The following is a 19,047-nucleotide window of genomic DNA, read 5'->3' as shown; positions in this document are numbered from 1 at the left end:
ACAAAGATAACATGCCCGGCGCAGCCCTTGCCCTGCCGAAAGGGCGTTGGCGGCTGCGCAGCGGCTATAAACCGCGCCGGTGCGCGAGGGTTTTAAACAGGGCAAGTACGCACCCGGTGAGTGAACAGATTGTGAATCTGCCGCCGGCTCCGCCTTGCAAACGGTCCGGTTTGCCAAATACTTTACCGGCCTCAACTTAGCCGCCCACCCAACGTGCTAAATAACCGGCCGCTAGCGTTAGGCAGCTATTCCGGGCGCACGTCAATTAGCCCGGGTTCGCTTGGTTTTATTTCTATGCTTCTTCAATTACCCACTTTCAACGCGGTGCTGAACCCTTGCCCCGTCGACCGGGCCGCGTTTGCGGCGCATCCGCGGGGAAGCTTCTGCGGCCAGTGCCAGCGCGTGGTGCAGGATTTCAGCCAAAGCCCCGACCCCCTGGCCGACCTGGCCGCCGCCCGCGCCGCCTCGCCCAATGGGCAGGTGTGCGGCAGCTTTCGGCAGGCGCAGGTGGCCCCCGCCCCTACCCTGCCGCGGCGGCTGCGCTGGTTTCTGCTGGCGCTGGTGCTGGTGGTGGGCCAGGGCCTCACGGCGCGCGAGGCGTGGGCGCAGGTGCGGCGACGGGGAATTGACTATGAGCAGCTAGTAACACAGCCAGCGCAAGCGCACACAGAAGCCTCAAAGCAGGATTCGGCGGCGTTGGCAGATAAGAACCGGCTGCCGTTTCTGGGCGTGGTGGTGGAGCACATGCCAACTTTCCGGGGCGGTGGCGTCCGGGCGATGGCCGACTACCTGCAGCGGCACACCAACTGGCCGGCGCCGGATGTTCTGGCAGGTGAGGGCGCTTCCGGACGCATTTTCGTGGCCTTCACGGTGGGTGCCGATGGGCTTCCCAGCAACGCGAGAGTAATCAGGGGGTTTAGCCCGCAAGTGGACGCTGCCGTATTGAAAACCATTGGGGGAATGGTTGGCTTCGAGCCGGGTATGCAAAATGGCCACCCAGTTAGCGTAGACGTGGTGCTGCCAGTGAACTTTAAGCTAAAATAGCCGTGGTCGTACATTCCAGCACTTCAAATACTGTCGCGGGGCCGCTTATTTGGCTGGTGCTGGTTTTGACCGGGGCATTCTGCTGCAGAAGTTCAACTGTTGCGGCCCAGGCTGCTCATATTTCGCACACCCCGGTTGGGGCGGCGCCCGTATTCCTTTTCGTGGAGCGCATGCCTGAGTTTCGAACGGGTGGCGGAGATGCCGCCTGGCGGCAATACCTGCAGCGGCATATTCACCTGCCAGCCACCACTCAGGAAGCGCCCAACCGGTTTGTGGCCACTTTTATCGTCAGCGAAACGGGCGCCATTCGGCAGGCCCGCCTTGCCCGCAGCTCCGGCATTGCGGCACTCGATGCGGAAGTGGTACGCGCTATTCGCGCCCTGCCTCCTTTTCGACCGGGGCAGCAAAACGGTGTGAATGTGAGCGTGCAATTATCTTTCTCCATGATTATTTGCCTACAGTGAGCCCCGCAGCGTAGCGGCAGCTTGCCGATTCCGCCCAAAATTCCCCATCTTCCCCCCGCGCTTCTTCGCCACTTCACTTCCACACAACCTCAACCCCACCGCTCCCATGGTCTTCACGCCCAGCCCCATGCTTCTCAAGCTGCTCTACACGCGCGGCAGCCTGCACAACCTGCCCGACAACCAAGGCGTGGCCTTCAGCATCAAAAACCGGCTCGACACCGTGAAGGTGACCGGCTTCAAGCAGGTGAAGATTGGGGAGACGATAGTGCCAGCCGAGCAGATAGTAGTGGACCTGGGCGACGGCGAGCAGCGCCCCGCCAGCCAGATTAACGCGGACGGCCAGGCCATCGACCTACCCGTGGGCCGCTCCCTCACCATTCGGCTGGCCACGCCGGCCCTGCCCGAGGGCATGCACCCGGTGCAGGCCTGGTTCAGCACCGATGCCTTCGGCGAGCTGCACGTGGAAGTGGAAGACGCCATTGTAGGCGCCGCCATGCACAAGCCCCGCATCCCGCGCTCCGACGAGGACGACTACGCCGAAGCCGCCATTGCGGCCCGCCAGCGCTTTGCCGAGGAATTTTCGGGCAAAGAATTTAAACACCTGAAGGAGTACTCATTCGATGCGCACGTGCTGAAAGGTAACTGCGAGCATTTCATGGGCGTGGCCCAGATTCCGGTGGGCCTGGCCGGGCCGCTCACCGTGCACGGCGAGCACGCGCAGGGCGATTTCCTCATTCCAATGGCCACCACCGAGGGCACGCTGGTGGCCAGCTACAACCGCGGCATGCAGGTGCTGAACCTGTGCGGCGGCGTGAAGTGCACCGTCATTGGCGATGCCATGCAGCGGGCACCGGTGTTCGTATTCGACGATGCCCGTGGGGCCCGCGACTTTGGCAAGTGGGTGGAAGACAACATCAACCAGATTCGGCCGCAGGCCGAAAGCACGTCTAGCGTGGCCAAGTTGCAGTACATCGACACGTATTTGAGCAACAAGTTTGCTTACCTGCGCTTCAATTTCAGCACCGGCGACGCGGCGGGGCAAAACATGGTGGGCCGCGCCACCTTCGCGGCCTGCTCCTGGATTCTGGAAAACTACAAGGGCCCGAAAATCGAGCACTTCTACCTCGAATCGAACTTTGCTACTGATAAAAAAGCCTCGCAAATCAACGTGATGCGCACCCGTGGCAAGCGCGTGGTGGCCGAGGCCGTGGTGAAGCGCGACGTGCTGATGCAGCGCATGCGCGTGACGCCCGAGCAGCTGGCCTACCACGGCCAGGTGAGCAACGTGGGCGCCTTCATCTCGGGCGCCAACAACAACGGCGCTCACTCGGCCAACGGCATCACGGCCCTGTTCATCGCCACCGGGCAAGACGTGGCCAACGTGAGCGAGTCGAGCGCGGGCATTCTGTATTCGGAAGTGACCAAGGACGGGGACTTGTACATCAGCATCACCATTCCGTCGCTCATCGTGGCCACGCACGGCGGCGGCACCGGCCTGGCCACCCAAAACGAGTGCCTGCAAATGCTGGGCTGCGTGGGCCGCGGCACGGTGCGCAAGTTTGCCGAAATAGTGGCCGGCGTGGTGCTGGCCGGCGAGCTAAGCCTGGGCGCCGCCATCAGCAGTTCCGACTGGGTGAGCAGCCACGAGCAGTACGGCCGCAACCGGTAGGCACCGGCACTGCGGGCCTGCGCCATGCTTTGGCACTCTTTCTGCCAACGCCACAAGGTTCCAACTATTTTCTCCATGAAACGTCCCTTTACCTCTCTCTTTGTCGGCCTGGCGCTCACCGTCAGTGGCTTGCTCACGCCAGCCCGCGCCCAGCCCACCTACACGCGCGACTTGGGCGAAGTGGCCCTGGGCATCTACCAGCAGGCCAACTCGCCGGGCGCGCTGGAACGCATGCGCAAAGACCTCATCAAGGCGCCCGAAGCCTACCTCGTCAGCGTCGACCAGCCCGGCGTGCTGGTGCTGCCCAACAAGCGCCGCGTGCGCGTGCCGGCCATGAAGTACAACGTGGCCCTGCACCTGCTCGAAGTGCGCGACTCGACCGGCAGCCACGTGTGGCCGCCCGGTAGCCTCGACGGCTTTTATATGGGTAAAGGGGCCGATACGCGGCATTTCCGCACCTTCCTGGTGCGCAACGGAGGCACCGAGCGCAACTTTGTGGAAGTGCTCACGCCCGACGACAACGCTTTCCTGGTGCTGGCCGTGCTGCACCACTACGTGCACGACGACGCCGTGCTCGACCCCATTCTGCACACCGAAACCCGCCCGGCCCGCACCGAAATCGGCCAGGTGGTGTTGGCGGGTCCCTCCTCCACGCCGCAGGAGCCCCTGCGGGCCCTCTCGCTCAATCGGCGGGACGTGTTGCGGCTGTTTGGCACCCGCGCTGCTCAGGTAGAAGCTTATGCCGCCAAGGAACACCTCAGCTACACCGACCTGGCCCAGGTGCTGCGCATGGTGGAATACTACAACCAGCAGGGCAAATAGCCATATTCTGCTGCTGACTTCGTGAAATTCAGCCGTTAAGGCCACGGCAACTACTTTTTTGCCTGGCCCACGACAGCCGTTGGCGTTGTAATTTTGTGCCTTTCCTTATAGGCTTTACTTCATTATTCGTGAAAACTTCTTTCTGCTTATCACTCCTTTTTGCCGCGGCCGTGAGCGGGGCCGCGCCTGCCGCCGCCCAAACCTCGCGCGACGTAGCCGATGCACGCGTGGCTTACCAGCAAGCCAACACCGGCGCCGTGGCCGAGGGTTACCGCGCTTCGCTGAAGCAACAAACTAGTGGGTTCGTGGGCGGCCCTGCTTTTCAATTGGGCTATTTGCGCACCGCCGATGGCCGCTCCCTGCTAGTGCCCGGCCTGCGCTACCACGCGGGCCTGCACCTGCTCGAAGCCCAGGACTCCATCGACCTCGAATCGACGCACTTTTGGCCCGCCAGCAGCCTGCGCGGCTTCGACCTGGGCGAGGCCGGCGACCCCGCCGCCCCGGTGCGCCGCTTCCGCTCGCGCCTGGTGAAAGAAGGCAGCGCCGGCACCCGCCGCGAGTACGTGGAAGTTCTCACCGCCATCGACGCGGGCCCGCTGCTGCTGGCCTGGCTGTATGCCCCGGCTGACGAGGCCACCACCAGCAAGCGCCCCCTGGTGGGCACGCTGGTGGCCGGCCCCGGCACCGTGGGTACCGAGCCTCTGCGTCCGCTGGAGCCCACCGAATCGGCCGTGCTGCGCCTCTTCGGCAGCCGGGCCAACGACGTGCGCACCTTCGCCAACACCCAGCACCTCGACTACACCCGCCCGGCCGACATCGCCAAAATGATGGACCACTACAACCGCATTGCGGTGGTCAAATAACGCAGCTGCCCGGCCCGCCCGGTGCAATCAATGCAACAAAAAAGCCGACCTGCGAGGGTCGGCTTTTTTATTAGAAGCCTGGGCCAAATGGGCTTACAGCGAGTTGGCCGTCACTTTAAAGCGCGTGTCGGAACGAATGGTGAGCGAGTCGCGGACGAAGTAGTTGGGCCGTTGCCGGCTATACACCGTCAGCTCGTAGGTTTCCGATTTCAGGTAGTCGTCGAGGCGCTCGGTGGTGGGCACCAGCGTCAGGGTTTTCGCTCCTCTGGGCGGGTTGTAGAGGTAGGCGAGCATAATCCGGTTGTTGGTTTTCGGGGTGTTGATGTACACCTTGAGGCTATCCAGAAAGTCGAAGTTGAGCGTGGACGGGCTCACCAACGTGAGCTGCATCTGGTCGAGCAGCACGTTCTTGACTTTGTCGCGAGTGGTCTTGTTGTTGCGAAACGATGCCTCCGAGTTCGTGATGATGGAAACCGGCTTGGGCAGGCCCGTGTAAAAAATGCTGGGCGGGGGGATGCGCGAGTTCTGCGACACGTCTACGGTAAATGTCAGCAGCTCATCGAGCGGGTTCTTTTTGCAGCCGAATACCGTCAGTAGCACCAGCGCCGGGGCGAGGAAAAGTAATTTTTTCATAGATGGTCAAACGGTTGGTTAGGTTTCGGTATACGCAATGCGGCCGCTAAAAAGTTCGCTCACAGCGGCCCGGCAACCCGATGAAGTTACGCATTTCCAGCTCAATCCATCATGTCGGCCGAGCGCGGCGGGTCGGGCACGAAGCCGGGGTTCCAGCTCATGGGGTAGCGGGCATCCACATACGGCAGGGCCGCTTCGGTGAGGTAGAGCGGGCGGAAGGTGTCCACCATCACGGCCAGCTCGTGGGTTTCGGTCTTGCCAATGCTGGCTTCCACGGTGCCGGGGTGCGGGCCGTGGGGCAGCCCCGTGGGGTGCCAGGTGAAAGACGCCAAATCGACGCCCTTGCGCGACATGAAGTTGCCGGCCACGTAGTACAGCACCTCGTCCGAGTCCACGTTGGCGTGGTTGTAAGGCGCCGGAATGCTGAGCGGGTGATAGTCGAACAAACGCGGCACGAAGGAACAGATGACGTAGTTGTGCCCCTCAAACGTCTGGTGCACGGGCGGCGGCTGGTGCAGGCGCCCGGTGATGGGCTCAAAATCGTGGATGCTAAAGGCGTAGGGGTAGAAATACCCGTCCCAGCCCACCACGTCGAAGGGCGTGTGGGCGTAGGTCAGCTCATGCAGCATGCCCTCCTTTTTCACGCGCACCAGATAGTCGCCCTCGGGCTGCTCGTGGGGCAGCAGCTCGGTGGGCGGGCGCATGTCGCGCTCGCAGTAGGGCGAGTGCTCCAGCAGCTGGCCGAAGTGGTTGCGGTAGCGCCGCACCGTTTCCACGGGGCTGAACGACTCGATAATCATGAGCCGCACCGGCCCTTCTTCGAAGTGCAGCTGGTGAATGATGGTGCGCGGCACCACCACGTAGTCGCCGGGCTCGAAGGCCACCTTGCCCATCTGGCTCCACAGCTCGCCGCGGCCTTCGTGCACGAAAATCACCTCGTCGGCCTGGGCGTTTTTGTAGTAGTAATCCATTCGCTTCTCCGTGGGGTTGCAGATGCTCATGGTCACGTCGGCGTTGCCGAGCAGCGTTTGGCGGGCGGCCAGGTAGTCGCCGCCGGTGGTAGTTTGGGCGAGCGTGCGCAGGTGCTCGGGCTGCAGGGGCCGGTCTTTCAGCAGCTTGGGCGCGAAGGGCTTGGGCTCGCCCACATGCTTAATCTGGGTGGGCGGGTGCACGTGGTAGAGCAGCGACGACACGCCGTGAAAACCCAGCGTGCCCACCAATTGCTCCGAATACAAGGAGCCATCGGGCTGCCGAAACTGGGTGTGGCGCTTGCGCGGAATCTGGCCGAGGCGGTGGTAATGCGACATGGGGCGGGGTGGGGAAAATGGAGCAGTGAAGGTAAGAACCCCAGCTGTTTTGCGCGCAAAATGCACCATCTGTCATTGTGAGGAGGAGCCGAAGCAATCCGTCCTGTCAATGCCAGACACTCCCTTTCACCAGAACCGTAGGTCAGCGAAGCTAAAGCCCCGGTACCGCACTGGCACCAAGGCTTTGTCACAATAGAAGGCAGGTCGCTGAGACAAGGACGGATTGCCGCGCTCCACTGCGTTTCGCTCGCAATGACAAATGTCCCGCAATGACAGACATCTCCTGCTCCTACTTCCCCAGCAGCGCCAGCTGGGCCGAGCTGTCGCTCACGGCGTGCAGGGCGCTTTGCAGCTCGGCGTCCTGCTCGCGCAGCACCGTGTAGTAGGGCACTAGGCCGTAGGCACTGCGGGCAATGTAAGCCTTGAGGAGGTTGCGCAACAGCGGCGCGCAGCGGCGCACGGTGGCCCCGTCGGCCTTCACGCCATCTTGGGCGGCCTGGGCTGTGAGGCTCGCCAGCTGCGCATCGGAAATGCGGAAGGTGGCGTTGAACTGCTCAAAGCGCAGGCCTTCTAGCTCGGCCTTGTGGCCCTGGTAGAAACTTAGGGCAAAGGCGCGGGGCACGCCGTGGGCCAGCAGCTTGGTGTAATACGCCGAGTGGGCCACCGAGTCGCGCGGCACAAACACGTCGGGCATGATGCCGCCGCCGCCGTACACGGTACGGCCGTGGTCGGTGCGGAAGCGCAGTTCCTTGGCAAAGTGCACGCTGTCGGCCGACTGCAGCTCGCCGCGGGCGGCGCGGTTGGCCACGTCGGCGCTGTATTCGGCGTAGTTGGCGCCATAGGGCTTCTGAATGGAGCGGCCGGCCGGCGTGTAGTAACGGGCAATGGTGAGGCGCAGCTCGCCGCCGTCGCTCAGGGCAATGGGTTGCTGCACGAGGCCTTTGCCAAAGGTGCGGCGGCCAACGAGGATGGCGCGGTCGTGGTCTTGCAGGGCGCCGGCCACCACCTCGGCGGCCGAGGCGCTGCCTTCGTCCACGAGCACCACCAGGGCGCCTTCCTCAAATTCGCCGGCCACTTTGGCGTAGGTCTGCGAGTCGTACTGCTCGCCCTTGCCGTCGGTGTACACGATTTTGCGCGAGCCCCCGATGAACTCATCGGCCAGGCGGGTGGCGCGGTCGAGGTAGCCGCCGGGGTTGCCGCGCAGGTCGAGCACGAGGCGCGTGAGGCCCTGCCGCCGCAAATCGACCAATGCGGCCTTGAACTCGTCGTAAGTATTCGAAGCGAAGCGGCTCACCTTGATGTAGCCGGTCTGGTCATCCACTAGATAAGCCGCGTCGATGGACGAGTTGGCAATGCGGCTGCGGGCCACGCTCAGGCGCAGCGGCTGAGCCAGATGCCGGCGGCGCAGCTCCAGGGTGAGGCTGCTGCCGCGCGGGCCGCGCAGCAGCTCGCTAAGGCGGGCCGTGCTGAGGCGGGCCCCCGACACACGCTTGCCCCCGATGCTCAGAATCTGGTCGCCGGGCTGCACGCCGGCTTGCTCGGCCGGGCCGCCGCTGAGCGGGGCCACCACCGTCACGGTGTCGCGGAAGACGTTGAATTCGATGCCCACGCCGTCGTAGTCACTCTGCAGGAAAGCATCGGTCTTCTGCCGGTCGCGGGCCGGGATGTACACCGAGTGCGGGTCGAGCTTTTCCAGCATCTGCGTCACGGCGTAGTCGGCCAGGCCCTCGGTATCCACCGAGTCGGCGTAGTCACGGTCCACGTAGCTCAGTATTTCCTTGAAGCGCAGGTAGCCACGGGCGGTAGCATCGGGGTTTTCGGAAGAGGGTCGGAAGGGGTTGTTGGCCACCAGCACGCCGCAGCCCATGGCCAGTCCCAGCATGAGAATTTGCCGCAGCCCAGCCCGCCGCCGGGAGGCAACGGGCCGGGTCTTCTTTAAAGAATCGAACGGCGAATCGGACATGTAAAGAATAGAAGTGTTCGAATAGGGTATAGAATAATGGAGTTCAAAGCTATTGAAATTTTCTCAGCCTAAAAGCCCCAAATATTGCATCCCGACACTTTATAAGATTTATCCTATGACAATCTTAAATTAAGTAAACAACAGGCCTTCTTATTGCCATATTACAATTTATGGCGAATTAAGAATGCCAGCAAAAACGCGCTGCAATTTGTAACTTTATTTATACCGGCATGAATCACTTTCGATGAAGCAGCCTTTATTCACGGCGAGTTGCGGCCTGGGCAATGCCGACTCAAAACGTCGGATGCAGCAGGCTATGCTGCTACCGACGGGCTTTGGATTACCTCCCTGCCTCTGTCCGTATCTTTGCCGTTGCAACCTTGGTTGCGTCACTTTTTTCGCTTCTCCTGCCCTGCCATGCCCCGCATCCTTGCCATCGACTACGGAAACAAGCGCGTGGGCCTGGCCGTGACCGACCCGCTGTGCATGATAGCCTCGCCGCTGGAAACTGTGCACAGCAAAGACCTAGTGGCGTATGTGAAAGCCTACCACCAGCGCGAGCCGCTCCGGGCCGTGGTGGTGGGCATGCCCCGCACCTTGCTCAACGAGCCCACCGATGCCACCAGCGCCGTGGTGGGCCTGTTGCGCACGCTGCGCCGCGAGCTGCCCGAGGTGCCCGTGCACGAACTCGACGAGCGGTTTACCTCGCGCATGGCCCACGCGGCCATGCTGGCCGGTGGCCTCGGCCAGAAAGCCCGGCGCGACAAAGCCACCGTGGACCGCGTCAGCGCCACGCTCATTTTACAGTCTTTTCTCGAATCGCCGCTGATGCGGGAAGTGTAACCGGTTTAGTTGTTTTAAAGAAACGTTATGCTGAGCGCAGCGAAGCATCTTGCCCGCCGCCAGTAATTATTTACTATAGCACGCGAGGTGCTTCGCTGCACTCGGCATGACGGCCATATAGTCCCTGATACCATGATTTACCCCATTGTCGCCATCGGCGACCCCGTGCTGAAAACCAAAGCCAAGAACCTGCCCGCCGACCTGCCTGCGGCCGAGCTCAAGCAGCTCATCGCCGACATGTACGAAACCATGTACTCGGCCCACGGTGTGGGCCTGGCCGCTCCCCAGATTGGCAAGGCCATCCGGCTATTTGTGATGGACTCGGGGCCGATGGTGGAGCTCGACGAGGAAGACCTGGCCGAGCTGGAAGAGGGCGAAGTGCCCGAGCAGGGCATCAAGCGGGCCTTCATCAACCCGCAGATGGTGAGCGAAACCGGCGAGGAATGGGGCTTTGAGGAAGGCTGCCTGAGCATTCCCGGCATCCGGGAGCTGGTGACGCGCCACGCCGACATTGTGCTGCGCTACGAGGACGAAAACCGCCAGGTGCACGAAGAAGCATTTTCGGGCATGGCCGCGCGCGTCATCCAGCACGAGTACGACCACCTGGAAGGCGTGCTGTTCACTGACAAGCTCTCGGGCTTTAAGAAGCAGCTGCTCAAGGGCAAGCTGGCCCGCATCAGCAAGGGCGACGTGCGGCACGACTACCGCATGAAGTTTGCCGCCGACGGCAAACGGCGGTAGGTATTTATCCCGCGGTAAACTTTATATCCTGTCATCCTGAGCGCAGCGAAGGCCCTTATCACGCCAGAAGTTTCTAACGTGATAAGGGCCTTCGCTGCGCTCAGGATGACAGGTTTCATAGTGTTTCTTTGAATAGTTACGCCCCCGGCTCCGTATCTTGTTACTCGTGAAAAAATACGGCTACTTCCTGCTGATTTGCTTGCCCTTACTGTTTGTGGCTTACCGGGCGCAAGCCTGGGGCTTTTTTGGGCACCGGCTGCTCAACCGGCTGGCGGTGTACACCCTGCCGCCGGGCATGATAGGCTTCTACAAAGCCAACATTGACTACCTGACGGTGAATGCTACGCGGCCTGACTCGCGCCGCACCATTGTGCCCGACGAAGCCCCCAAACACTTTCTGGACGTGGACCGCTACGGCGACAGCGCCGAGTATAAGCTGCCGCGCAAGTATGCCGACGCCGTGGCCCGCTACGGCGAAGACTCCTTGCAGCGCCACGGCATTGTGCCCTGGAACGTGGTGGCCATGAAAAACCAGCTCACCGCCGCCTTCAAGGCCAAGGACACTGACCGCATTCTTCGCCTCTCGGCCGACCTGGGACATTACGTGGCCGATGCCTGCGTGCCGCTGCACACCACCAAGAATTACAACGGCCAGCTCACCGGCCAGCGCGGCATTCACGGGCTGTGGGAATCGCGCCTGCCCGAGCTGCTGAGCAGTGACTACGACCTGTTTACGGGCAAGGCCGAATACCTGGAAAACCCCACCAACGCCATTTGGGCCGCGGTGATTCGCTCGCACGCGGCCGTCGATTCGGTGCTGCTGTTTGAGAAGCAGCTGACGGCACAGATGGCAGGCGACCAGAAATACGGCTATGAGCAGCGCGGCAACAACACGGTGCGGGCCTACTCACGCGAGTTCAGCCGGGCCTACCACGCACGGCTCAACGGGCAGGTGGAGCGGCAGATGCGCTACGCAGCGGGACTCATCGGCGACTTCTGGTTTACCTGCTGGGTAGACGGTGGTTCGCCTGATTTGCGCCAGCTGCCGCGCACGCCTTCCGAAAAAGAGCAGCTGCGCTTGGAGCAGGAGGCCAAACAAACCGCTGTGGCCCCCACGCGGGTGGTGCCGGGGCACGACGAGTAAGCGGGCTTCAGCTGGCATTATCGGGAATACACAACAGAAAACGTCTGTCATCCTGAGCGCAGCGAAGGACCTTATCACCACGGAACGAACAACGTTCTGACTGGATAAGGTCCTTCGCTGCGCTCAGGATGACAGACGTTTTTATTAGCGCAACGCTTCGGTGTCGTGCACCTGGTCCAGGTTGACCACGGCGATGCCGTCATCGCCGACTTCGTAGGCGCGGATGAAGCGGCGGTGCCACTCGATTTCGTCGTGGGTGTAGGAGTTGCGGGCGTGCACGTCCTGGGCAAAGGTGTCGTCGTAGCCTTTGAGCTGCACGATGACTTCGATGCCCAGCCGGGCGTAGTCTTCGGCTTGCAACTCGTAGAGCGGGCTTTCGGGGGTGATGTCGTGCACCAGCGTCCAGGTGAGGGGGAAGAAGCTGATGGCGCTGCGCTCCAAGGGCAGCAGGTCGTAGCGCTGGTCGAGGGTGGCCTCGTCCACGGTTTTGAGGATGACGCGGGCCTGCAGGTCGATGAGAATGCTGTTGCGCAGGTTGGCAATGCGGAACTGCAGGCAGGGCGTGCCATCGGCCCGGCGGCTGATGAGGGCCGTGCGGCTGAACAGGATGCGCGCCGTAGGCCGCGAAAACCGCCCGTATAGCAAGCCCGTGGCCAAGGCAAAGGTGAGTACACCCACCAATGCTTCCACGCTGGAAAGAAAGCCGCTGCCGTTGCTGCCGGGGTACACGTGCCCGTAGCCGACGGAGGTGAATGTTTGGATGGAGAAAAACAGGGCGCTGAGAAAGTCCTGCCACCAGCCGTGCGGGGCGGCCACGCCGGGCAAATCATCGAGCCCGAGCGCGATGTAGGCCAGCGCAAAACCCACGTTCAGCACCGTGAAAAACACCACCACAATGCCGATAAACGGCCACCACGGCATGGTGATGAGCCACTGATAAGGGTCGTGCTGGTGGGGGCCGCCGCGCCGCCGCACGTTGAAAGTGCCGTCGTGGTTGATGGCGCGCTGGGTGCGGCGCGAGAATTTTTCGCCAATGCCAGGGTCGAGCGTGGGCATGAGAATAAAAGGCTAATAACCGCTGCCAAAGAACGTCATGCTTTATCCGACGTCCGTTTGCCGAGGCGTCTTTATCGCTTCGTTGCAACGAATAAGTTACTTCAGCGGTAGAGATGCTTCGACAAGCTCAGCATGACGTTCTTATTTGCTTTACCCCTTCCCTTCATGAAAGGCGTTTACTCCCTCATCCTGCTCACCATTTCCAACCTTTTCATGACGTTTGCCTGGTACGGCCACCTGCACCTGTTCAAGAAAATGGCCTGGTTTGCCAAGCTGGGGCTGGTGGGCGTCATCCTGGTGAGTTGGGGGCTAGCCTTGTTTGAGTACGTGTTTCAGGTGCCGGCCAACCGGCTGGGGTTTGAGGAAAACGGCGGGCCGTTCAGCCTGTTTCAACTCAAAGTCATTCAGGAAGTCATCACGCTCACGGTGTTCACGCTGTGCGCGGTGTTCGTGTTCAAAACGGACAAGCTGGGCTGGAACCACATTGTGGGCTTTGTGCTGCTGGTGGCGGCCGTGTATGTGATTTTTAAGAAGTGGTAAGAAGCGGCGCTACTGCGCTTTGGCTACCCGCAGCACTTCGGTGCGGCCTTCGCCAACGAAGCGCAAGTGCAGGCTGTACACGCCTGCTGGCAGGCCGGTGGTAGGGAGCGCCACCTGCTGAGCGCCGCCCGGCAACAGCGCCGCCGGCCAGGCCAGCACCACGCGGCCCAGCCCGTCGTGCAACGTGAGGGCCACAGCCTGGGCATGCGCAAGGGTGAAAGCTACGGACAGCTCGGCTCCGAAGGGATTGGGAAAGGCGGCCGTAGTGGCGGCCGGGCGGCTGGCGGCCGTGGCCAGGGGCCGACAGGCTTGGCGCGGCGTTTGGCCCCAGGTTTCAGTGCCTTTCCGATAGCCAATCAAATTGGTGGTTATGGTGCAGCAGGAGGAATTGTATTCAATGTGGTTGGTTCGGCCCAGCCCGACAGCGTAAGTTTCATAGAGTTCGCAGTCGACACACGGCCTTTGCAGACAGACCGAGTCGTTGGGAGGGGTGCTAAAACTACCCCCACTCCAGCTATACCGGCCATCGTAACGCCAAACAGGCCGGCGGTTCCATTGCGCCGAACGGATGGCATCGCGCATAACGCCTCCGGTGCGCTGCCGGGGCCCATCGGGCACGTATTCGCCGGTACCCCGGGCAAAGCGGGACATTGTGCGACTGGAAACAACCAACGTAATAATCTGGCCATAAGTTTGGCGGGAAGCCGCGCAGTGCCAGATGCGATAGGTAAGTGTGTCGCCCGTGCGGCTAGCCGTGCGCGTGAGGACGCTGTCTACGTAGTTGTAGTTGTAGATAAAAGGGGAAGGGGCGGGCACGCCACTATTATACTCGGAAGTATTGTACCAGAATGCGTCGCCGGGCTGAAAATCGTAAATAGCCTGGGGCGTGAGTTGCGCGGTGCCCAGACGGCGGCCGGGCACTGCGCTTAGCACCAATTGCCGCACCCGGTTAGCCGCCCGAAGCCGGACATCACTCAGTGAGGGGCCCTCTACCAGGCCGTTGTTTTTACTAAGTCGCCATATTTTGCCAGCCGAAGACGTGATGGTCACCACCGAGTCTGTCTGCCCTAGCACCGTAACTAAGCCGCGGGCCGTGACGCGAGCCGTTTCGGCGCTTCCCTGTCCGTATAGCCCCCACGCCTGATTGAGTGGCGCGCGCGGACGCAAGACAAACACCTTGAAGTACTGCATATTAGCATAATCACCAAAAATCAGTCGGTATTCTTCCTGCGCGGTTCCGGCACTGCGTACTTCCAGATAGCCGCCAAACAAGTTATCTGAATAGCGGCAATTGCGACAATTGGCTACGTATGACGCTCCTAGATTAGGACCGACGCGGGAATTGAAAAAGTAGGCCGAGTCGGTTCCGCCGCTCACTCCGGCGCGTTCCAGTCGCAACGAGTAGAGTGTGTCGCTCCCCACTTGACTGAACTCGTACGAGGCACCCGGCCGAAACGGACGGAAATTCTGCCCCCGGGCCGTGATAGAGAATAGCAAGATGAGCAGCCAGTAAGCGTTTTTCATAAGCAATGGGCAGGGATGATGGCGGCAGGACGGTGCGCCGCCAAGCCAGGATAGCAATATAGATTATTGCTATAGAAATAAATGTGCGGCCCCGCGTCGACGCCTCACTACCCGTGCCATTGCGCTGCCAATCAGCAAGCTGTTGCTTGGCTACGGCCGGCAAAAACCTAGCGGGCCGGCCCGGCGTACCAGCCGCAGCGGCGCGGCTCTGGGCCGCGCGCTTTTCTGCATTTTATGGCTCAATTTTGCTCCCGGATGCTGCTGGCGCTGCTGCTGGCAGGTGTTTTTAGGTTTTCGGCCCAGGCCCAGAAGGTGGGTGTGGTGCTCAGCGGCGGTGGGGCCAAAGGCCTGGCCCACATTGGCGTGCTCAAGCAGCTGGAGAAAAACCACATTCCCATCGACTACATCGTGGGCACGAGCATGGGCGCCGTGGTGGGCGGCATGTACGCGGCCGGCTACTCGCCGGAGGAAATTGAGCAGATTGTGCTCACGCCCGAGTTTCAGCGTTGGACATCGGGCAAGCCACTGGAAAGCAAGACATTCAATTTCCTCACGGCCGAACCTTCGCCCTCGGCCCTGCGGCTCGGCATTGCCATCGACTCGACCTTCAAGGCGCGGGTGAGCACCAACCTGGTGAACGACCTGAACCTGAACCTGGCCCTGACCCGCATGCTGGCGCCGGCCTCGGCCAGCAGCGGCTACAATTTCGACAAGCTGTTTGTGCCCTTCCGCTGCATGGCCTCGGAGGTGTTTACGCGGCAGGTGGTGGAGCAGAAGTCGGGCTCGTTGTCTGACGCCATTCGCAACTCGATGGCCTTCCCGCTGGCGTTCCGGCCCATCCGCAACCTCGACGGCAAGTACTACTACGATGGGGCGGTGTACGATAACTTCCCCACGAATACAATGAAGAAAACCTTCGCCCCGGACATCATCATTGGGGTGAACGTGGGCGACGTGGCCTTCAAGAAATACCCCAAAAACGACGACCAGCTGCTGGCCAGCACGGTGGCCTTTCTGGGCACGAGCGTGGCCGACACGGGCAGCGTGGGCAAAAACGGCATCTACATTCAGCCTGACCTCGACGGCATGGGCGTGGGCGACTTCGACCGGGTGAAGGACTTTATTGCCGAAGGCGACACGGCCGCCCTGCGCAACATGGAAAAAATAAAGGCCCGCATCGGCCGCCGCGTCGACTCGACCGAGCTCCAGAAGCGCCGGCTGGCCTTCCAGGCGCTGGCCCCCAAGCCCCGCTTCATCGACGTGAAAGTGAACGGCCTGCGGCCCGACCAGAACGAGTATGCGGCGCGGTTTTTCCGGAAGACCGGCCGCGAATACACGCTCGACGACTTAGAGGAAGGCTACTACCGCCTGGCGTCGGACGACTATTTCAAGAACATCTACCCGCGCATTCGCTACGACGCAGCACGGCAGGGCTACGTCTTCAGCGTGGATGCCCAGCGCAACAACAACGTGAGCACGGAGCTGGGCTTCGTGCTTTCCAACCGGCCCATCGACAACCTGTACTTCGGGCTCGAATACCGCTACCTGCGCCGGCTGCTCTACACGGCCTCGGCCGACGTGAGCCTGGGCCGCTTCTACAATGGCGCGCACGGCTCGTTCCGCATCAGCGTGCCGGCCAAGTATTCCTACTTTATTGAGCCCGAAGTCACCTATAACCAGTGGGATTACCAAAACACCGGCGGGCTGCTGGGCCGCGACGTGCTGAGCACCCAGGTGCGGCAGCAGGACACCAAGCTGGGCGGGCAGTTCGGCATTAGTCCCACCTACCGCAGCCGCCTGCTGCTCGACCTGGCCACCTTCGTGACCAAGGACGAATACACCAACTCTAAGGAAATCAACTCGGCCGATGTACTTGATGCCACGGTGTTTCGGGGGGCCACGGCGGCGCTACGCCTGGCCCGCAACACTCTCAACCGCAAGCAGTACGCCACCAGCGGCCACCGCTACGTGTACACGCTGCGCGGCGTGACGGGCGAAGCCGACTACACGCCCGGCTCCACGGGCCAGCAGCCGGGCAGCTCCACCCACCACGAGTGGCTGCAGTTTCGGGCCACGGTGGAGCGGTATTTTGTGTTGAAGGGCGACCGCCACGCCTGGGGCTATTTCGCCGAGTTGATGGCCAGCTCGCAGGGCACGTTCTCGAACTACCGCTCTTCGCAAACCACGGCGCCGGTTTTTGCCCCGCTGCCCGATACGCGCACGCTGTTTCTGGACAGCTACCGCTCGGCGCGCTACGGCGCGGTGGGCCTGCGCTACACTCAGCCCTTCCTGAAAAAGCTGGAATGGCGCTCCGAAGTGTACGTGCACGTGAACGCCCAGCCCCTGAAGCAGGGCGAACAGCAGGTGGCCGTGCGCCAGTCCGGCCTCGACCGACCCCGCCTGACGGCCAGCACGGGCCTGATTTTCCAGACGCCGGTGGGCCCGCTGGCCGTGCACGCCCGTTTCTACGACGACCCAGCCGAGCGGTTCGGTGTGTACGGGCATCTGGGCTTCCTGCTGTTCCGCAGCCGCGCGCTGGAGTAGGAATCTAACTACCAAGCGACTCTGTCATCCTGAGCGCAGCGAAGGACCTTATCACGCTAGAATATTCTGACGTGGTAAGGTCCTTCGCTGCGCTCAGGATGACAGGTTTTCGTAATACTCAAGCTACCTCCGCACCGCCTCCATCACCTCGTCTGGCGCTTCCAGCGGCAGCAGGTGGCCGGCACCGGGCACCACGCGGAAGGGCGTGCCAGCCGGCAACAGCGGCAGCGTGAGGTGCCGTTGGCTTTCGGGCGTAATGGCGGTATCGCCTTCGCCCACCAGCAGGTGGCAGGGCACTTGCACGCGCGGCATCAGGGCGGTGATGTCTTCGCGCGCGCCTTCGAGCAGCCAATGCGTCCAAGCGGCCTGGGTGGTGCGCAGGTTGTCGGCGATGACGCGGGCGCGGATTTCGGGCGCGATGGGACGGCGGGTGATTTTGCGGAAGGTTTTTTCGGCCTCTTCCAGTTTGCCGTGGGCGGCCACGGAAGCGGCGCGGTCCTCGTCGGTCATGGGCTCGCCGGCGGGCGGCGAGGGCGACAGTAGTACCAGGCGGCGCAGGCCCGCCGGCTGCCGGGCGGCCAGCGCCAGCGCCATTTTGCCGCTCATGCTGTGGCCAATGAGGGTGAAATCGGCCACGTGGTGCTGCGCGATAAAAGCGGCTATCCAGTCGGCATAGGCCCGCACCGAGTAATCGTACCCTGCCGGCACCGCTTGTCCGCCAAAACCGGGGAGGTCGGGTGCGAGTAGGGCTGCAGGCGCAGGCAGCAACTGACGCAGCAAGTCGTACTCACGGCCCGAGCTGGCCCAGCAGTGCAACGCGATAATGGTGTGGGACATAGCAGCAAAGTGGGGCGTAAGCGCTACTGTACGCAGCCGGCCTGAAAAAGCCGTCTGCTTCCCTACTTGTTTTGCCTCCGGGCGAAAATTTGCCTTCACCATCCCATTTTCTTCCGGCGGATGGAAGCGTAGCAATAACTATTATCTGCTTCGGTGCGCGCCGTTGGCATCGGTCAGCATCGGGTTGTGCATCAGCATTTCAGGCGCAGTAGTCAACTTTTTTCGCCAGTAATGCAAACCGCAGCCCCTTTCCGGCTCGTAAGTGCGCTTCAATTACCCGATATCAACGCCATAGCCCGTCTTCGGGTCGCTTCATTAACTTCTAGATTACGTACTTATACATAGCCTCTATCTGCAATAAACTCGTACTAGCCCCATCCTCCGTTCTTTTATTGCAAGCTCTGCCCCTCGCCGCCCACCGGCCAGCGCCAGTTACACTCTTTCCATGAAATCAACTCAGGCGCTGCTGTCGGCAGCGGACGAAGACGCGCTGGTGCAGCGCCTCCTTGCCCGTGACGAACAGGCTCTCCGACTCCTGCATGACCATTATTCCCGCAACCTGCTCACAGTCATTATCCGCCTGGTGCGGCATGAAGACCTGGCGCAGGACGTGTTGCAGGAGGGCCTGCTGAAAGTGTGGCTCAGCATTGCCCGCTACGACCCCGCCCGGGGCCGCCTTTTCACTTGGATGGTGCGCGTGTGCTGCAATCAGGCCATTGATGCGATGCGTAGCCCGCGGCACCGCTTCCACAGCGCCAACAAGTCGTTGGAAGTGGGCGGCGCGCAGCAGGCCTCGGCCCCCGCTTCGTTCAATCCCGAGCACATTGGCTTGCGCGAGTTGGTGCTGCGCCTCAAGCCCCGGCAGCGCGAGGTTATCGACCTGCTCTACTTCGGCGGCTGCACGCAGGTGGAAGCTGCTGAGCAACTCGGTATTCCGCTGGCCACGGTGAAAACCCGCGCCCGCGCCGCCCTGCTGGTATTGGGCAATATGGCGAAGTAGCGTTTATAATACTGTTTCCTTTCGCTGCGCGAAGAATGGCAGTATTATAGGCT

At 61.8% G+C, this 19,047-nt stretch carries 17 protein-coding genes; 11 read left to right on the top strand and 6 right to left on the bottom strand.

The genetic code is table 11. The features are described 5' to 3' along the window. Positions 1-294 precede the first annotated feature (294 nt). The 5 genes from I2I01_RS07955 to I2I01_RS07935 all read left to right on the top strand — a co-directional run bounded on the left by I2I01_RS07955 (position 295) and on the right by I2I01_RS07935 (position 4,862). Positions 295-1,044 (top strand): energy transducer TonB, encoded by a 750-nt coding sequence (locus I2I01_RS07955; RefSeq protein WP_196285917.1) that lies wholly within the window; start codon positions 295-297, stop codon positions 1,042-1,044. Positions 1,045-1,214: 170 nt separating this feature from the next. Continuing rightward, a complete protein-coding gene (locus I2I01_RS07950) occupies positions 1,215-1,508 on the top strand; it encodes an energy transducer TonB (protein WP_196285916.1) in 294 nt (97 codons plus the stop codon). Positions 1,509-1,614: 106 nt separating this feature from the next. Beyond that, positions 1,615-3,177, top strand: a complete 1,563-nt coding sequence (locus I2I01_RS07945; protein WP_196285915.1) for a hydroxymethylglutaryl-CoA reductase — start codon at positions 1,615-1,617, stop codon at positions 3,175-3,177. 75 nt (positions 3,178-3,252) lie between these two features. Next, the gene (locus I2I01_RS07940) at positions 3,253-3,999 is read left to right on the top strand and encodes a hypothetical protein (protein WP_196285914.1); all 747 of its coding nucleotides are present in this window, start codon (positions 3,253-3,255) and stop codon (positions 3,997-3,999) included. 128 nt (positions 4,000-4,127) lie between these two features. After that, complete coding sequence (locus I2I01_RS07935) at positions 4,128-4,862, top strand: hypothetical protein (protein ID WP_196285913.1); 735 nt, start codon at positions 4,128-4,130, stop codon at positions 4,860-4,862. Between the two features lie 93 nt (positions 4,863-4,955). Here I2I01_RS07935 and I2I01_RS07930 read toward each other — a convergent pair whose 3' ends face one another. From I2I01_RS07930 to I2I01_RS07920, 3 genes are all read right to left on the bottom strand, one after another. Then, positions 4,956-5,495: a hypothetical protein gene (locus I2I01_RS07930; RefSeq protein WP_196285912.1), complete on the bottom strand. Its 540-nt coding sequence runs from the start codon at positions 5,493-5,495 to the stop codon at positions 4,956-4,958. A gap of 101 nt (positions 5,496-5,596) precedes the next feature. After that, a complete protein-coding gene (locus I2I01_RS07925) occupies positions 5,597-6,802 on the bottom strand; it encodes a homogentisate 1,2-dioxygenase (RefSeq protein ID WP_196285911.1) in 1,206 nt (401 codons plus the stop codon). 289 nt (positions 6,803-7,091) lie between these two features. Next, positions 7,092-8,765, bottom strand: a complete 1,674-nt coding sequence (locus I2I01_RS07920; protein ID WP_196285910.1) for a S41 family peptidase — start codon at positions 8,763-8,765, stop codon at positions 7,092-7,094. A 417-nt stretch (positions 8,766-9,182) separates the two neighbouring features. Between I2I01_RS07920 and ruvX the strand changes: the two genes are divergently transcribed. The 3 genes from ruvX to I2I01_RS07905 all read left to right on the top strand — a co-directional run bounded on the left by ruvX (position 9,183) and on the right by I2I01_RS07905 (position 11,493). After that, positions 9,183-9,608, top strand: coding sequence for a Holliday junction resolvase RuvX (gene ruvX / locus I2I01_RS07915; protein ID WP_196285909.1), 426 nt, complete (start codon positions 9,183-9,185; stop codon positions 9,606-9,608). 132 nt (positions 9,609-9,740) lie between these two features. Continuing rightward, the gene (gene def, locus I2I01_RS07910; RefSeq protein ID WP_196285908.1) at positions 9,741-10,349 is read left to right on the top strand and encodes a peptide deformylase; all 609 of its coding nucleotides are present in this window, start codon (positions 9,741-9,743) and stop codon (positions 10,347-10,349) included. A 166-nt stretch (positions 10,350-10,515) separates the two neighbouring features. Then, positions 10,516-11,493, top strand: a complete 978-nt coding sequence (locus I2I01_RS07905) for a zinc dependent phospholipase C family protein (protein ID WP_211537876.1) — start codon at positions 10,516-10,518, stop codon at positions 11,491-11,493. Between the two features lie 144 nt (positions 11,494-11,637). On the opposite strand, the gene I2I01_RS07900 is transcribed toward I2I01_RS07905, so the two are convergent. Continuing rightward, positions 11,638-12,549, bottom strand: a complete 912-nt coding sequence (locus I2I01_RS07900) for an ion channel (RefSeq protein ID WP_196285907.1) — start codon at positions 12,547-12,549, stop codon at positions 11,638-11,640. A gap of 165 nt (positions 12,550-12,714) precedes the next feature. Between I2I01_RS07900 and I2I01_RS07895 the strand changes: the two genes are divergently transcribed. Beyond that, positions 12,715-13,089: a DMT family protein gene (locus tag I2I01_RS07895; RefSeq protein WP_196285906.1), complete on the top strand. Its 375-nt coding sequence runs from the start codon at positions 12,715-12,717 to the stop codon at positions 13,087-13,089. 9 nt (positions 13,090-13,098) lie between these two features. On the opposite strand, the gene I2I01_RS07890 is transcribed toward I2I01_RS07895, so the two are convergent. Continuing rightward, positions 13,099-14,613, bottom strand: a complete 1,515-nt coding sequence (locus I2I01_RS07890; RefSeq protein WP_196285905.1) for a hypothetical protein — start codon at positions 14,611-14,613, stop codon at positions 13,099-13,101. 234 nt (positions 14,614-14,847) lie between these two features. Between I2I01_RS07890 and I2I01_RS07885 the strand changes: the two genes are divergently transcribed. Then, the gene (locus I2I01_RS07885; protein WP_196285904.1) at positions 14,848-17,157 is read left to right on the top strand and encodes a patatin-like phospholipase family protein; all 2,310 of its coding nucleotides are present in this window, start codon (positions 14,848-14,850) and stop codon (positions 17,155-17,157) included. 123 nt (positions 17,158-17,280) lie between these two features. Here the strand turns inward: I2I01_RS07885 and I2I01_RS07880 are convergent, their stop codons facing one another. Beyond that, positions 17,281-17,994 (bottom strand): alpha/beta fold hydrolase, encoded by a 714-nt coding sequence (locus I2I01_RS07880; protein WP_196285903.1) that lies wholly within the window; start codon positions 17,992-17,994, stop codon positions 17,281-17,283. A gap of 445 nt (positions 17,995-18,439) precedes the next feature. Here I2I01_RS07880 and I2I01_RS07875 point away from each other — a divergent pair, with 445 nt between their 5' ends. Continuing rightward, positions 18,440-18,994: an RNA polymerase sigma factor gene (locus I2I01_RS07875; protein WP_196285902.1), complete on the top strand. Its 555-nt coding sequence runs from the start codon at positions 18,440-18,442 to the stop codon at positions 18,992-18,994. Positions 18,995-19,047: the final 53 nt, after the last annotated feature.

The organism is Hymenobacter properus, assembly GCF_015694735.1.
Lineage (GTDB): Bacteria > Bacteroidota > Bacteroidia > Cytophagales > Hymenobacteraceae > Hymenobacter > Hymenobacter properus.
Note: the sequence above shows the minus strand (reverse complement) of the source record. Positions and strands in the feature narration are given on the sequence as shown.